Genomic DNA, 15,432 nt, shown 5'->3' on the forward strand with positions numbered 1-15,432 from the left:
CTAGGATGACAGCGCTGTCCAGTTCGTTCAGAAGATCGGCTCAGCGTCCACGCCCGGCCTGTCCCACCTGGACGGGAGTGCCCCGGCGGTATTCTGACCTGCGTGCGCGCTGACCGGGTGACCCCGGGCTCGCAGACTTCACTGCGTGAGGCCAACCGAGCTCGGATCGTGAGCGCCGTCCAGCAGCGTGGCTCCCTCACGCAGATCGAGCTGGCCGGCGTCACCGGCCTGTCCCCGGCCACCGTCTCCAACATCGTCAAGGAGCTCACCGGCGCGGGCGTCCTGCACACCTCGCCGTCCACGCGCAGCGGCCGCCGCGCGCTCCAGGTCACGCTCGCGCGCAACCTCGGGCTCGTCGCCGGCGTCCACTTCGGCACCCGGTCCATGCGCGTCGCGCTCGCCGACGCGTCCATGCGCGTCCTCGCGGACCAGCGCATGCCCCTGGCCCCCGACCACCGCGCGGACACCGGGCTGCAGCGCGCCGCCCTGCTCGTCGAGGAGATGGTCGCGTCCGTCGACGCCGCACCTGACGAGCTCCTCGCCGTCGGCGTCGGCGTGCCCGCGCCCGTCGACGTGCGCGCGGGGCGCATCGCGACGGTCGGCATGATGCGCGGCTGGGACGGCGTCGTGGTGCCCGAGGTGCTGGAGGCCGAGCTCGGCGCGCCCGTGACCGTGGACAACGACGCCAACCTCGGCGCGCTCGCCGAGACCCGGTTCGGGGCCGCCGTCGGGCACGACGCCGTCGCGTACCTGCGGGTCTCCCACGGCGTGGGCGGAGGGCTGGTGCTCGGGGGGCGGGTCGTGCACGGGCGCGCGGGCGTCGCGGGCGAGATCGGCCACGTCACCATCGACGAGAACGGCCCGGTGTGCCGGTGCGGCAACCGGGGCTGTCTCGAGATGTACGTCGGTGCCGGGGTGCTGCTGTCCATGCTCTCCGAGAGCCGCGGCCCCCTCACCCTGCGCGACGTCATCGCGCGCGCCCAGGAGGGCGACCCCGGGTGCCGCCGCGTCCTGTTCGACGCCGGCCAGCACCTCGGCGTCGCGGCCGCCAACCTGTGCAACCTGGTCGACCCCGAGATCGTCGTCGTCGGGGGACAGCTCGCCGACGCGGGGGAGGCCCTGCTCGGGCCGCTGCGCACGGCGCTCGAGCAGCGGACCGTGCCGAGCACCGCCGGCCCCGTCGAGGTGGTCGCGTCCGAGCTCGGGTCCGCCGCCGAGGTGCGCGGGGCGCTCGCCGTCGCGCTCGACCTCGCACGCGTCAGCGGGTCGCTGGGGGTGAGCGCATGACCGGGGCGACCGCCGCGCGCACGGGGCCGACCCGCCGTCGGGCCCGGACCGCCGTGACCGGCGCCCTGGCGGCCGTCGTCGTCGCACTGCTCGCGCTCGCCGGCTGCGCCGCGCCCGAGGAGCCGACCGGGCCGTCGGAGGGGACCATCGGGCTCCTGCTGCCCGAGGCGAAGACCGCGCGCTACGAGACCACCGACCGCCCGACCTTCGTCGGCGTCGTCGAGCGCCGCTGCCCCACGTGCGAGGTCCTGTACGCCAACGCCGCCCAGGACGCCGCGAACCAGCAGCAGCAGGCCGAGTCCATGCTCGCGCGCGGTGCCGACGTGCTGGTCCTCGACGCGGTCGACGCGGTCGCCGCGGTGAGCATCGTCGCGGAGGCACAGCGGCTCGGGGTGCCGGTCATCGCCTACGATCGCTTCGTCGAGGGTGCGAACTACTACGTCTCGTTCGACAACGAGCTCATCGGGTACCTCATGGGGGAGGCGCTCGTGGGCGCGGTCCTCGACCGCGCCGAGCAGGACCCGCCGGCGCAGGGCCGGCGGCCGGGCGTCCTGCTCGTGCAGGGCTCGCCGACCGACCCGAACGCCGCGGAGCTCGCCGCCGGCGCCCACCGCGCGCTCGAGGGAGAGGACATCGACGTGCTCGCCGAGTACGACACCCCCGACTGGAGCCCCGACAAGGCGACCGAGTGGGTCGAGGGGCAGCTCACGCAGTACAGCGGCCGCGTCGACGGCGTGTTCGCGGCGAGCGACGGCATCGCGGGCGGCGCGATCGCGGCGATGAAGGCCGCCGGCCTCGACCCCGTCCCGCCGACCACGGGACAGGACGGCGAGCTCGCGGCGGTCCAGCGCGTCGTGTCCGGCGACCAGTACATGACCGTGTACAAGGCGACCGCCCAGCAGGCGCGCACGGCGGCCGAGCTCGCCGTGCGCGTGCTCCGCGGCGAGGACCCCCGCGCGACCGCCGTCATCGACGGCGTCCCGAGCCTCCTCCTCGCGCCGCGCGCGGTCGGGATCGACGACGTGCAGCGCGTCATCGTCGACGGCGGGGTCTACACCGTCGACGAGATCTGCACCTCGTACTACGTCGACGCGTGCGTCGAGGCGGGGCTCCTGGAGGTCGCCCCGTGAGCGCCCCCGTCCTGTCGCTGCGCGGCGTCTCCAAGAACTTCGGCGGCGTCCGCGCGCTCGTCGACGTGGACGTCGACGTGCACGAGCACGAGGTGCTCGCCGTCGTGGGCGACAACGGCGCCGGCAAGTCGACCCTCGCGGGCGTCGTCGCGGGCGCGTTCCGGCCCGACGCGGGAGAGGTCCTGCTCGACGGCGCGCCCGTCGTCCTCGACTCGCCCGCGGCGGCGCGCGCGCACGGCATCGCGGCGGTGTTCCAGCAGCTCGCCCTCGTCGACGACCTCGACGTCGTCGAGAACGTGTTCCTCGGGCAGGAGACGCTGCGCGGCCCGTTCCTCGACGAGATCGCCATGGAGCGCGAGGCCTGGGGCCTGCTCGACCAGCTCGCCGCGACCGTCCCGTCCGTGCGGCAGCCCGTGCGCACGCTGTCCGGCGGGCAGCGGCAGGTCGTGGCCGTCGCGCGGGCGCTGCTGGGCGCACCGCGCGTGCTCGTCCTCGACGAGCCGACGGCGGCCCTCGGCGTCCGGCAGACGGCCGAGGTGCTCAACCTCATCGAGAAGCTGCGCGAGCGCGGCCACGCCGTCGTGCTCATCAGCCACCAGGCGGGCGACCTGCAGGCCGTCGCCGACCGCATCGTCGTGCTGCGGCTCGGGCGCGTGCACGGCGAGTTCGCGGGCGACACGTCCTACGAGGACCTGCTCGCCGCGATGACGGGCGCCGTCCGGCCCGCGCGGTCGGGGGGCGCCACCCGGCCCCCGACCGGCCCCGGGCGCGAGCCGCGCGAGCGGCGCTCCGGCGGCACCGGGGCGGTGCACCGATGAGCGTCCCCGGCCGCACCTCGGGCGCGGCGCTCGACCGCTCGTCGACCGGCGCGCTGTCCGGGAGCGTCGTCCGGCAGCTGCGCGGCGCCCACCTCGGCATGCTCCCGATCGTCGGCGCGCTCCTGCTCATCTGGGTCGTGCTCGGCGCGATCAACCCGGCGTTCCTCTCGGCGGAGAACCTCGTCAACCTCACGCTCCAGAGCGCGCCCACGGGGATCATCGCGCTCGGGGTCGTGCTCGTGCTGCTGGTCGGTCAGATCGACCTGTCCGTCGGCTCCGTGAGCGGGCTCGCCGCGGCGGTGCTGGCGGTCGGGACCGTGAACCTGGACTGGCCCGTCGGGCTCGCGATCCTCGCGGCGCTCGCCGTGGGCGTCGTGGTCGGCCTGGGGTACGGGATGCTGTCCACGCGCCTCGGGCTCGCGTCGTTCGTCTTCACCCTGGCCGGGCTGCTCGTCCTCGCGGGCGTGCAGCTGCGGGTGCTCGGTCCCTCGGGCTCGATCAACATCCCGTTCGAGTCCTGGCTCGTGCGCACCGTGCAGCAGGGCTTCCTCGCGCCGGCCGCCGCCTGGGTCCTCGTGGTCGTGGTGGTGGTCGGATACGCCGCGCTGCGCGTCGTCGACCACCTGCGTCGCGTGCGCGCGGAGCTGCCGAGCCCGGGCCTGGGCCGGATCGCGGTCCGCACCGCCGTGCTCGCCGCGGTCCTCGTCGGCTCGGTCGCGTACCTGGGGACCGCGCGCGGGATCGGCTACACGGTCGTGCTGTTCGTCGCGCTCGTCGTGGTGGTGGACGTCCTGCTCCGCCGCACGCGCTGGGGACGGTCGGTGCGCGCCGTCGGTGGGAACCGACGCTCCGCGCTCCTCGCGGGCGTCGCGGTGCGGCGGACCGTCGTCTCGTGCTTCGTCGCCTGCTCCACGTTCGCCGCACTGGGCGGCATCCTCGCGGCCGGGCGTCTCGCCGCCGCGAACCAGGGCACCGGCGCCGCCGACACCTACCTCACGGCGATCGCCGCGGCGGTCATCGGCGGGACGAGCCTGTTCGGCGGACGCGGGAGCGCATGGTCCGCGCTGCTCGGCGTGCTGGTCATCCAGTCGATCGCCAACGGTCTGACGCTGCTCAACCTCGACACGGCGACGCGATACATCGTGACCGGAGCGGTGCTCCTGCTCGCTATCGTCGTCGACATGCTCATCCGCGGTCGACGGGAGGTCTGATGATGGTGATGCAGGGGGAGAGCACGGGCGCGCTCCCGCCGGGCGGGAGCGCGGCGACGGCGCGGGGTGCCGTGACGGGCACCCCGACGGAGACGGCGGCACGCCCGCACGCAGGGCGCGGAGGCCGACGGCCGACCCTCGCGGCCGTCGCGGAGGTCGCCGGCGTGAGCCTCAAGACGGCGTCGCGCGTCCTCAACGACGAGCCCAACGTGGCGCCGCAGACGCGGGCCAAGGTGCAGGAGGCCGCGCAGCGGCTCGGTTTCCGCCGCAACGCGGTGGCGGCCGACCTGGCGCGCGGTGGCTCCTCGCGGCTCGTCGGCTTCGTCACCGGCGACCTCGCGAACCCGTTCTACTCCGCGCTCGCGAGCGGGATCGAGCGCGAGCTGCGTCACCACGGGCTCCAGCTCATCACGACGAGCTCCGACGAGGAGCCCGAGCGCGAGCGCTCGCTCACGGAGGCGCTCGTCGAGCGCCGCGTCGGCGCGCTCGTCGTGACGCCCACGTCGACGGACCACTCGTCGCTGCGCCGCGAGCTCGACGACGGCCTGCCCGTCGTCTTCATCGACCGGCCCGCGCAGGGCGTCGACGCGGACACCGTCGTCATCGACAACCGCGGCGGGGTGCGCGACGCCGTCACGCACCTGCTCGCGCACGGGCACCGGCGGATCGCCCTCGTGGGAGACGTCTCCCGCCTGTGGACGTTCCAGGAGCGTCGCGACGAGTTCGTCGCGACGCTGCGCGGCGCGGGCGTCGAGGACCCGTCGCGGTACGTGCGGGACGGTGCCCACGACGCCGATCTCGCGCGCGCGTTCGTCGCGGAGCTCCTGGCCCTCCCGGAGCCCCCGACGGCGTTCGTCACGGCGAACAACAAGATCACGGTCGGTGCGCTCCACGCGCTGCGGGACCGCGTGTCCGCGGGCGGCGCGGCGGACGTCGCGCTCGTCGGCTTCGACGACTTCGAGCTCGCGGACCTGCTGAACGTGACGGTCGTGGGGTACGACGTCGTCGAGATGGGGCGCCAGGCTGCGTCGCTCGCGGTGTCACGGGCCGAGAACCCGGAGCTGGCCCCGCGCCTCGTCGTGGTGCCCACGCGCCTCGTCGTGCGGGGCACGGGCGAGGTCTCCGGCCCGGGTGCCTAGGCCCGCGGCGCCCGGGAGCCCGGGCCCGCGGCGCCGGGCACGACGGCAGCGTCCCGTCCGGTCCCGGCGGCCTCGGCCGCGTTGACAAAGACCGTCGCCCGCGCATAAGTTCGGGCTGCCCCTGACAACGCTTCCCCCCTGCGCGTTGTCAGGGGCACCCCTGCAGCCTGACAGCGCTGTCAGATGATCGAAGGAGATCGCGAGCATGACCAGACCCCTCCCGCCCGGACGCGCGGACGCCGCGCGCTCCAGGAGCGGCCGCGCGAGGCCCCTCGGCCTCGCGCTCGCCGCGGCCCTCACCGTCCCTCTCGCAGTCCCCGTCGGCGTCCTCACGGCGGCCCCCGCCGCCGCCGAGCCCGGGGACTTCTCGTCGTCCTTCGAGTCGGGAGACCCCGCAGCGCTCGCCTCCGCGGTGGCCGAGCGCGACGGCGCGCCCTGGCAGGCGAACGTCGGGTCGTTCACGAGCGGCCTCCCCGGCAGCGTGCTCGGGAAGCTCAAGGCCGTCACGGCGAGCGCCCAGAACCTGCCGAACGAGGGCGCCGCGAACCTCGCGGACGGCAGCTCCGGCACCAAGTGGCTCGCGTTCGCCTCGACCGGCTGGGTCCGGTACGAGTTCACGGAGCCGGTCTCGTTCGTCGCCTACTCGATGACCTCGGGCGACGACGCCGCGGGCCGCGACCCGAAGACCTGGACGATCGAGGGCTCGAACGACGGCTCCACGTGGACCCCCCTCGACCAGCGCACCGACGAGGACTTCCCGAACCGGCAGCAGACGCGCAGCTTCGAGCTCGACGAGCCCACCGAGGCGTACACCTACCTGCGCCTCAACGTGACCGCGAACTCGGGCGACTCCATCGTCCAGCTCGCCGGGTGGGACCTCTCGGACGACCTGAGCGCGGGCCCCTCCGCCGCGCCCATGAACACCAAGGTCGGCACCGGGCCCCGCGTGAGCTTCACCAACAAGGCGGGCGTCGGGTTCTCGGGCCTGCACTCGCTGCGGTACGACGGCTCGCACCTCGCCGACGGCGAGACCTACGCGACCAACGTGCTCTACGACGACGTCGACGTCGTCGTGGGCGAGGACACGCGCCTGAGCTACACGATCTTCCCCGAGCTGCTCGACGACCTGCAGTACCCGTCCACGTACGCGGCGGTGGACGTGCTGTTCACCGACGGCACCTACCTGTCCGACCTCGGCGCGCGCGACGCGCACGAGACGGTCGCGACGGCGCAGGCCCAGGGCGAGGGCAAGATCCTCTACGCCGACCAGTGGAACTCCGTGCGGATCGACCTCGGCGACGTCGCCGCGGGCAAGACCGTCGACCAGGTGCTGCTCGGCTACGACAACCCGGGCGGCCACGCGGGCACCAAGTTCGCGGGCTGGCTCGACGACGTCGCGATCACCGCGAACCCGGCGACCATCGACGGCTCGAGCCTCGCCAACTACGTCGACACCCGTCGCGGCACGCTCGCGTCGGGCAGCTTCTCGCGCGGGAACAACATCCCGGCGACGGCGACGCCCAACGGCTTCAACTTCTGGGTGCCCTACACCAACGCCTCCTCGCAGAGCTGGCTGTACGAGTACCACAAGGCCAACAACGCCAACAACAAGCCCGTGCTCCAGGGATTCGGCGTCTCGCACGAGCCGAGCCCGTGGATGGGCGACCGCAACCAGCTCACGTTCCTCCCGTCGACGGCGTCCGGGACGCCCGACGCCACGCTCTCGACGCGCGGTCTCGAGTTCGACCACGCCGACGAGCTGGCGCGTCCGGACTACTACGGGGTCACGTTCACCAACGGGTCCGCCATCGAGGCGACGCCCACCGACCACGGCGCGGTGCTCCGGTTCAGCTACCCCGGCGCCACGGGCCACGTGCTCGTGGACAAGGTGGACGGCTCGTCCAAGCTCACGTACGACCAGGCCACGGGGACGCTCTCCGGGTGGGTCGAGAACGGCTCGGGCCTGTCCGTGGGCCGTACGCGCATGTTCGTCGCCGGCACCTTCGACCGTAGTCCGACGGCGGTCGGGACGGCGGCGGGCAACCGTGCGGACGCGCGCTTCGCGACGTTCGACACGTCGTCCGACAAGACGGTCGAGCTGCGCGTCGCGACCTCCTTCATCAGCCTCGACCAGGCGCGCAAGAACCTCGACCTGGAGGTGACGGGCAAGACCTTCACGGAGGTCAAGGCCGCCGCCGCGCAGGCGTGGAACGACCGCCTGGGCGTCATCGAGGTCGAGGGCGCGAGCGAGGACCAGCTCGTCACGCTGTACTCCAACCTCTACCGCCTCAACCTGTACCCGAACTCGCAGTTCGAGAACACGGGCACGGCGCAGGCGCCGGTGTACAAGTACGCGAGCCCGGTCTCCGCGACCACGGGCTCCGCGACGGACACGCAGACGAACGCGAAGATCGTCGACGGCAAGATCTACGTGAACAACGGGTTCTGGGACACGTACCGCACGGCCTGGCCGGCGTACTCGCTCCTCTACCCGGAGCTCGCGGGCGAGCTGGTCGACGGGTTCGTCCAGCAGTACCGCGACGGCGGCTGGGTCGCGCGCTGGTCCTCGCCGGGCTACGCCGACCTCATGACGGGCACGAGCTCCGACGTCGCGTTCGCGGACGCGTACCTCAAGGGCTCGCTCCCGACGGCCACCGCGCTCGAGGCGTACGACGCCGCGCTGCGCAACGCGTCCGTCGCGCCGCCGAACAACGCCGTGGGCCGCAAGGGCCTCCAGACGTCGCCGTTCCTCGGGTTCACGCCGGAGTCCACGCACGAGTCCGTGTCGTGGGGCCTGGAGGGCCTGATCAACGACTTCGGCATCGGCAACATGGCCGCCGCCCTCGCGGAGGACCCGGCCACGCCGGACGAGCGTCGCGAGACGCTGCGCGAGGAGTCCTCGTACTTCCTCGAGCGCGCCACGCACTACGTCGAGCTGTTCGACCCCGAGGTGGACTTCTTCGTGCCGCGGCACGCGGACGGCACGTGGGCCGTCGACCCGGAGACCTACAACCCTGAGGCCTGGGGCGGCGGGTACACCGAGACGAGCGGCTGGAACTTCGCGTTCCACGCGCCGCAGGACCCGCAGGGTCTCGCCAACCTCTACGGCGGCAAGCAGGGCCTGGAGGACAAGCTCGACCTGTTCTTCTCCACCCCGGAGAAGGGCGCCGGCAACGGCGGCATCCACGAGCAGCGCGAGGCGCGCGACGTGCGCATGGGCATGTGGGGCATGAGCAACCAGGTGTCGCACCACATCCCGTGGCTGTACGACGCCGCGGGCGCGCCCTCGAAGGCCCAGGAGAAGGTCCGTGAGGTCACCCGCCGCCTGTTCGTGGGCAGCGAGATCGGCCAGGGCTACCCGGGCGACGAGGACAACGGCGAGATGTCGTCGTGGTGGATCTTCGCCTCGCTCGGCTTCTACCCGCTCCAGGTCGGCTCCGACGAGTACGCGGTCGGCTCGCCGCTCTTCGACAAGGCCACCGTGCACCTGCCGGACGGCGACCTCGTGGTCAACGCCGAGAACAACTCGGTGGACAACGTCTACGTGCAGTCCCTCGCGGTGGACGGCGAGGCCCGCACCTCGACGTCGCTCTCCCAGGCCGACCTCTCGGGCGGCGCGACGCTGGACTTCGTCATGGGTCCGGAGCCGTCCGACTGGGGCACGGGCGAGGACGACGCGCCGCCGTCGCTCACCGAGGGCGACGAGCCCCCGGCGCCGGTCCAGGACGCGACGACGTCGGGCCTCGGCACGACGACCGTCGCGGACGGCGACGCGGCGACGAGCGCCGCGGCCCTGACGGACAACACGTCCGGCACGCGCACGACGTTCGCCACGACCACCCCGTCGATCACGTGGGCGGGCAACGGCATCCGGCCGACGGTCGAGTCGTACACGCTGACCTCCGGGGCGAGCGGGACGGCGGCGCCGTCCGCGTGGACCCTCGAGGGCTCCGACGACGGCGAGACCTGGACGACCCTCGACGAGCGCTCCGGCGAGCAGTTCCGCTGGGCGCTGCAGACGCGGCCGTTCACGGTCGCGGAGCCGACGGCGTTCGCGCAGTACCGCGTGACCGTCACCGCGGCCTCGGGCTCGGGCGCGCTGTCGCTCGCCGAGGTCGAGCTCCTCGCCGATCCGAAGGCCTCCGGGGCCGAGGAGCTGACGCTCTCGGCCGCGCCCGACCGCGACACGGTCACCGGGCGCGAGGTCTCGGGCTCGTTCGCGACCCTCACCGGGGTCGAGGGCGACGCGTCGGCGCTCGACGTGCAGGTCGCGTTCGGCGACGGCTCCGAGCCCGTCGCGGGCTCGCTCCAGGCCGGTGCGTTCGGCGGGTACGCGGTGAACGCCGCGCACTCGTGGACCGCCCCGGGCGTCTACCCCGTGACCGTCACGGTCTCGGGCGAGGGGATCGAGCCCGTCTCGACCACCTCGTACGTCTCCGTCTCCCTCCTGCGCGAGGGCTCGCTGCTCGCGGCGTACGACAACGTCTGCATCGGCGACCTCGGCACGACCGTCGGGTCGTGCGACGGCCAGGGCGTCTTCTTCGACCGGGCCCAGCTCGCGGCGAAGGGCTTCGTCCAGGGCCAGCGCTCGACGGTGCCCGGCACGGACCTCGCGTTCGACGTCCCGGCGGTCCCCGCCGGCCAGCCGGACAACGCGACGGGCGACGGCCAGACCATCGAGCTCGAGGTCCCCGCGGACGCCGAGCAGCTCTCGGTGATCGGCACCGGCACGGAGAAGAACCAGCAGGCCCAGGGCGTGCTGACCTTCGACGACGGCTCGTCGCAGCCCATCGACCTGAGCTTCGGCGACTGGTCGGGCGCGGCGCGCAACCCGGTGTTCGGCAACATCCCCGTCGCGGTCACGGACAACCGCCTGCGCGGCGGCAGCCCGCAGACCGGCACCCCTGCCGCGTTCTTCGCGACGGCGCCGATCACGCTCCCCGAGGGCAAGCGGGCCGTGAGCCTCACGCTCCCGGACCAGCCGGGCGAGCTCGCGCGCGACGGCCGGATCCACGTGGTCGCGGTCGCGCACGACGGCACGTTCGCCGAGCACCCCGCGCTCGAGGTGACGGCCGCGGACGGCGTGACCCTCGCCGTCGGGCAGTCCGCGGACGCCGTGCTCGCCCAGGTGACCGGCGGCCGCGAGGGCGCCGAGCTCCGCGCGGCGGTCACGTGGGGCGACGGCTCCGACGTCGCGGCCGGCACCGTGGCGGACGGCTCCGTCTCCGGGGCGCACGCCTACGCGGCGGCCGGGACGTACACCGCGTACGTCGTGGTCGACGACGGCTGGACCAGCCAGGTGGTCGAGGTCCCCGTGACCGTGACCGAGGGCCAGCCGCAGCTCGCGATCGACGTCACCGTGAGCACGCGCTGCCTCGCCGGCAAGGCGTACGTCGCGGTCCGCGCCGAGAACGGCGAGGACGCGCCCGTCGCGATCCGCCTCGTCACGCCGTTCGGCACCAAGGAGTTCGCGGCCGTCGCGCCGGGGGCCAACGCCTACCAGTCGTTCGCGACGCGGGTGACGTCGGTCGAGGCCGGCACGGTCACCGTCGAGGCGACCCGAGGAGACCAGGGGGTGACGGCGTCGATCACGGCGGACTACGCGGCCGTGACCTGCGGCTGAGCCCCTGAGCCCACCGTGCGCCCCGGTCTCCGGGGCGCACGGTGAGCATGCACCACCGGCGGTGCCCCGGGATGATCGTCCCGGGGCACCGCGCCGTACCGGCACCGCGCCCGGTGCGGCACCACGTTCCCAGCACGAGAAGGACCGAGACATGACCGAGCACCCGTCCGAGCAGCCCTCGCCCGCAGCGGCCCCCCGGGTCGACCCCACGGCCGACCTCACGGCATGGCGGCGCGACCAGCTCGCCGACCTCCTGTACTTCGGCGCGGCCTCGCTGCGGTCGGACGGCGCCGCGCAGTGGCTCGACGACGACGACGTCCCCGACCTCGCGCGGCCGGTGCACACGTGGATCACGTCGCGCATGGCGCACGTCTACGCCTTCTCGTCCTTGCTGGGCGTGCCCGGCGCCGGCGAGCTCGCGGACAAGGCGCTGCGGGGTCTGCGGGGCGTGCTCGTCGACGCGGAGTACGGCGGCTGGGTGTCCTCGCGCGGTCCGGGCCCCCGTCCCGGCGACTTCGCCGCGACGGAGGAGGGGGCGGTCGACGGCACCAAGAGCGCGTACGCGCACGCGTTCGTGGTGCTCGCCGCGGCGTCGGGGACGATCGCGGGCCGCGAGGGCGCGCGCGAGCTGCTCGACGCGGCGCTCGCCGTGCTCGACGAGCGGTTCTGGGAGCCCGGGCCCCGGATGCACGCGGACGAGTGGTCGCGCGACTGGACCACGCTCGACGCGTACCGCGGGGTCAACGCCAACATGCACGCGGTCGAGGCGCTGCTCGCGGCCCACGACGCGACGGGCGACGCCGAGTGGCTCGGCCGCGCCGCGTCGATCGCGGACCGCGTGATCGGCTGGGCGAGCGAGAACGAGTGGCGCATCCCCGAGCACTTCGACGCGGACTGGAACCCGCTGCCGGACTACAACGCCGACCGCCCGCGCGACCCGTTCAAGCCGTACGGGTCGACGCCGGGGCACGGGCTCGAGTGGTCGCGCCTCGTCCTGCAGGTCGACGTCGCGGCCGGCACGCCCGGTGCGCGCACCGAGGCCGCGGTCGCGCTGTTCGACCGCGCCGTCGCCGACGGCTGGGACGGCGAGCACGGCGGCGGGTTCGTGTACACCGTCGACTGGTCCGGGGTACCCGTCGAGCCGCGCCGCTACCACTGGGTCGCGGCCGAGGCCGTCGCCGCGGCCGACGTGCTCGGCCGGGTCACGGGGGAGTCGCGCTTCGCCGAGGCCGCCGCGGGGTGGTGGGCGTGGATCGACAGGTTCCTCGTCGACCCCGAGCGCGGCTCGTGGCACCACGAGCTCGACACGTCCAACCGCCCCGACGGCGTCACGTGGGTCGGCAAGCCCGACGTCTACCACGCCGCCCAGGCCGTGATCCTCCCGGACCTGCCCCTGACGGGCTCGCTCGCCGCATCGGCCAAGGCCGCCGGCAGCATCCTGGGCTGATCGCCCACCCCCAGACCGCCGAGCCCGGGGTCGTTCCCCACGTCACCGTCGCCGTGGGGAGCAACCCCGGGCTCGGCGCCGTCCTCTGCCGGACAACGACGACAAGAGCCCCGCACCGGACCGGTGCGGGGCTCTCGAGCGCTGAGCGGGTGACGGGAATCGAACCCGCGCTGTCAGCTTGGGAAGCTGAAGTTCTACCATTGAACTACACCCGCGCGGCGCCGGTGGCGTCCGCCCCGGGCCCTCTGGGAGGATCCTCGGCGAACCAGCGCGCGCCCCGATCATAGCGGACGTCGCCGGTGATGCCAGAACCCGACCGCACCACGACCCAGTACCGCGCCGACGTGCCGCGCGCCGCCCGAGGAGCAGCCTTGTCCGAGAACCCGTACCAGCAGCAGCCCGACCCCGCGCAGGGGACCCCGGCCCCGGGCGACCCGGTCTACGGGGGCGGGGCGACGCCGTCGGGCGCAGCGCCGGGCCACGACCAGCAGCCCGGCTACGGCGACGCGTACGGCCAGCCGCAGGGCGCGGCCTACGGTGCGGCGCCCCAGCAGGGCTACCCCCAGCAGGGCTACGGCCAGCAGCCGGGGTACGGGCAGCCCGGCCCGTACGGGCAGCCCGGCTTCGACCCGGCGTACGACCCCCAGGCCAAGTCCCGGCTCGCCGCGGGCCTGCTCGGGATCCTCGTCGGGAGCCTCGGCATCCACCGGTTCTACCTCGGCTACACGGGCATCGGCCTGACGATGCTGCTCGTGTCGGTGCTGTCGTTCGGCTTCGCCGCGCCGGTCATCGCGATCTGGGGCCTCGTCGAGGGCATCCTCTACCTGACCTCGAAGACGGGCTACTACTCGGTCGACTCGACGGGCCGCCCGCTGCGCGCCTGACGCCGCGCCGAACCCTGGACCGTTCCCCACGGCGACGCGTTCCCGGGGAGCGATCCAGGGTTCGGCGACCGGTCCTGGCGGGCGCCGGCGTCGGCTAGCGTGGGGCCGTGCTGCTCTCCGACCGCGACATCCGGGCCGAGCTCGACGCCGGGCGCGTCCAGCTCGAGCCGTACGACCCGTCGATGCTCCAGCCGTCGAGCATCGACGTGCGACTCGACCGGTTCTTCCGGCTGTTCGACAACCACAAGTACCCGTTCATCGACCCGTCGCAGGACCAGCCGGACCTCACGCGCCTGGTCGAGGTCGACCCGGCGGAGCCGTTCGTGCTGCACCCGGGGGAGTTCGTCCTCGGGTCGACGTTCGAGACGGTGACCCTGCCCGACGACGTCGCCGCGCGCCTCGAGGGCAAGTCGAGCCTCGGTCGGCTCGGCCTCCTCACGCACTCCACGGCCGGCTTCATCGACCCGGGCTTCTCCGGGCACGTGACGCTCGAGCTGAGCAACGTCGCGACGCTGCCGATCACGCTGTGGCCGGGCATGAAGATCGGGCAGCTCTGCTTCTTCCGCCTGTCGTCGCCCGCCGAGAACCCGTACGGCTCGAGCGTCTACGGCTCCCGCTACCAGGGCCAGCGCGGCCCGACGGCCTCCCGCTCGTGGCAGAGCTTCCACCGCACCGACGTCTGAGCGCGGCACGCCGCGTCGGACGCCGTTCGACCCCGCAGGACCCGAGGACCGGAGGACCGCACCGCATGAGCCCGCTCCCGCCGCTGCCGCACCCCGACGGGCCCGGCGCCGCGCAGTCGTACCAGGCGCGGCACCTGCTCGGGCTCCCGGCCGACGTCGTCGTGGACGAGGTCGAGACGCTCGCGCTCTCGCGGTTCGCGGGCGCGCGCTGGGACGTCGCGCCGGAGGGCACCGAGCCGCTCGTGCCGCCCGCCCGCACGGCCGCCCCCGGGGCGCCGGGCGTGCTGCGCACGTCGCGCCACACGACGGTCACGGGCCCGTACGCGGGCCCCGGCTCCGGCCTGCCGCCGGGCACGACGCTCGTGTTCGACGTCGTGTGCCCGCGCGAGCGCGGCGACGTCCCCTACCCGGGGGGCGGGGACCGCGACGGCGTCGGGCGCGCGTTCCCCGGCGGGCTGCCGGTGCGGGAGGAGGAGCGGGTCGTGGCGTTCCTCGTCGCGGCGGCGCGCCGCCTCGGCGGGTCGGTGCGGACCGACGTCGGGAACCCGGCCGCCCCGGGCGTCGTGCTCACGCCGGACCCGGGCGTCGCGGTCGACATGACGCTGTACTCGGACGTCTGGCTGGACCCGAACGCCGCGCTCGCGCTCGTCGCACGGCTCAACCCCCGCACGCGGCTCGCGACCGAGGGGAAGTCGTACGAGGGGCCGCCGAAGGGCATCGCGGAGCTGCCGCTCTACCCGGGCGAGAAGATGGACCCCGCGCTGCGGCGCGCGATCCACGCGGCCGCCGACGACGTCGACATCAAGGCGCTGACGACCGGCGCGGTCCTCGACGGGTACGGCCTCATCGTCGACCTCGGCATGGACGGGCTCGTCGCGGTGGAGGTCGGCGGCGAGGAAGCCCTGCCGCTCCTGCTGCGCGGCCTGCCGTGGACGGCCGACGGCGCCGTGAGCTACCGGGTGCGGTGGGAGCCGCGCGACCTCGTCGAGTCCCAGCAGGAGCAGCCGTCGCTCGACCACCAGGTCGCGCGCAAGCGCGCGGCGGAGGTCGTCGCGCAGGTCGCCCGGACGCTGCACGACGCCGTGGGGGGCGAGATCGCGGACGAGGCGGAGTTCCTCGTGGACCCCGAGGATCTGTGACGGGAGACTGAGGAATCGGTCACGGTCCGGGCTGCGGGGCCGGTGGAGGGCTGAGGAGTCGGTAAAATGAT

General features: G+C 74.1%; 10 protein-coding genes and 1 tRNA gene. 10 read left to right on the top strand and 1 reads right to left on the bottom strand.

The genetic code is table 11. The features are described from left to right. Positions 1-168: 168 nt before the first annotated feature. The 7 genes from ABWU78_RS15120 to ABWU78_RS15150 all read left to right on the top strand — a co-directional run bounded on the left by ABWU78_RS15120 (position 169) and on the right by ABWU78_RS15150 (position 12,655). Positions 169-1,287: an ROK family transcriptional regulator gene (locus ABWU78_RS15120; RefSeq protein WP_253052376.1), complete on the top strand. Its 1,119-nt coding sequence runs from the start codon at positions 169-171 to the stop codon at positions 1,285-1,287. Beyond that, positions 1,284-2,417 (top strand): substrate-binding domain-containing protein, encoded by a 1,134-nt coding sequence (locus tag ABWU78_RS15125; RefSeq protein WP_253052378.1) that lies wholly within the window; start codon positions 1,284-1,286, stop codon positions 2,415-2,417. The genes ABWU78_RS15120 and ABWU78_RS15125 overlap by 4 nt, the downstream gene beginning before the upstream one ends. Then, on the top strand, positions 2,414-3,235 hold the full coding sequence (locus ABWU78_RS15130) for an ATP-binding cassette domain-containing protein (RefSeq protein WP_353707412.1): 822 nt from the start codon (positions 2,414-2,416) through the stop codon (positions 3,233-3,235). The genes ABWU78_RS15125 and ABWU78_RS15130 overlap by 4 nt, the downstream gene beginning before the upstream one ends. After that, entirely contained in the window at positions 3,232-4,446 is a 1,215-nt protein-coding gene (locus ABWU78_RS15135; protein WP_253052382.1) for a sugar ABC transporter permease, read from the top strand. Before ABWU78_RS15130 ends, ABWU78_RS15135 begins: the two co-directional genes overlap by 4 nt. Beyond that, positions 4,446-5,585: a LacI family DNA-binding transcriptional regulator gene (locus ABWU78_RS15140; RefSeq protein WP_353707414.1), complete on the top strand. Its 1,140-nt coding sequence runs from the start codon at positions 4,446-4,448 to the stop codon at positions 5,583-5,585. The genes ABWU78_RS15135 and ABWU78_RS15140 overlap by 1 nt, the downstream gene beginning before the upstream one ends. Before the next feature lie 205 nt (positions 5,586-5,790). Continuing rightward, positions 5,791-11,208, top strand: coding sequence for a GH92 family glycosyl hydrolase (locus tag ABWU78_RS15145; RefSeq protein WP_439158860.1), 5,418 nt, complete (start codon positions 5,791-5,793; stop codon positions 11,206-11,208). Positions 11,209-11,359: 151 nt separating this feature from the next. Beyond that, entirely contained in the window at positions 11,360-12,655 is a 1,296-nt protein-coding gene (locus ABWU78_RS15150; protein ID WP_253052388.1) for an AGE family epimerase/isomerase, read from the top strand. Positions 12,656-12,799: 144 nt separating this feature from the next. Here ABWU78_RS15150 and ABWU78_RS15155 read toward each other — a convergent pair. Then, positions 12,800-12,870, bottom strand: a tRNA-Gly gene (locus tag ABWU78_RS15155). A gap of 87 nt (positions 12,871-12,957) precedes the next feature. On the opposite strand from ABWU78_RS15155, the gene ABWU78_RS15160 reads away from it, so the two are divergent. From ABWU78_RS15160 to ABWU78_RS15170, 3 genes are all read left to right on the top strand, one after another. Beyond that, positions 12,958-13,539 (top strand): NINE protein, encoded by a 582-nt coding sequence (locus tag ABWU78_RS15160; protein ID WP_439158861.1) that lies wholly within the window; start codon positions 12,958-12,960, stop codon positions 13,537-13,539. A gap of 107 nt (positions 13,540-13,646) precedes the next feature. Next, complete coding sequence (dcd, locus tag ABWU78_RS15165; protein ID WP_141390646.1) at positions 13,647-14,222, top strand: dCTP deaminase; 576 nt, start codon at positions 13,647-13,649, stop codon at positions 14,220-14,222. A gap of 65 nt (positions 14,223-14,287) precedes the next feature. Further along, a complete protein-coding gene (locus ABWU78_RS15170) occupies positions 14,288-15,361 on the top strand; it encodes a hypothetical protein (RefSeq protein WP_439158862.1) in 1,074 nt (357 codons plus the stop codon). The last annotated feature ends 71 nt before the right edge of the window (positions 15,362-15,432 follow it).

This window comes from Cellulosimicrobium sp. CpK407, assembly GCF_051844275.1.
Taxonomy (GTDB): Bacteria; Actinomycetota; Actinomycetes; order Actinomycetales; family Cellulomonadaceae; genus Cellulosimicrobium; species Cellulosimicrobium cellulans_G.

Excerpts from the sequence above, each read along its gene's own strand:
- ABWU78_RS15170 (WP_439158862.1), top strand. The coding sequence starts at position 14,288 with ATGAGCCCGCTCCCGCCGCTGCCGCACCCCGACGGGCCCGGCGCCGCG.
- ABWU78_RS15125 (WP_253052378.1), top strand. The coding sequence starts at position 1,284 with ATGACCGGGGCGACCGCCGCGCGCACGGGGCCGACCCGCCGTCGGGCC.
- ABWU78_RS15160 (WP_439158861.1), top strand. The coding sequence starts at position 12,958 with ATGCCAGAACCCGACCGCACCACGACCCAGTACCGCGCCGACGTGCCG.
- ABWU78_RS15150 (WP_253052388.1), top strand. The coding sequence starts at position 11,360 with ATGACCGAGCACCCGTCCGAGCAGCCCTCGCCCGCAGCGGCCCCCCGG.
- ABWU78_RS15140 (WP_353707414.1), top strand. The coding sequence starts at position 4,446 with ATGATGGTGATGCAGGGGGAGAGCACGGGCGCGCTCCCGCCGGGCGGG.
- ABWU78_RS15145 (WP_439158860.1), top strand. The coding sequence starts at position 5,791 with ATGACCAGACCCCTCCCGCCCGGACGCGCGGACGCCGCGCGCTCCAGG.
- ABWU78_RS15135 (WP_253052382.1), top strand. The coding sequence starts at position 3,232 with ATGAGCGTCCCCGGCCGCACCTCGGGCGCGGCGCTCGACCGCTCGTCG.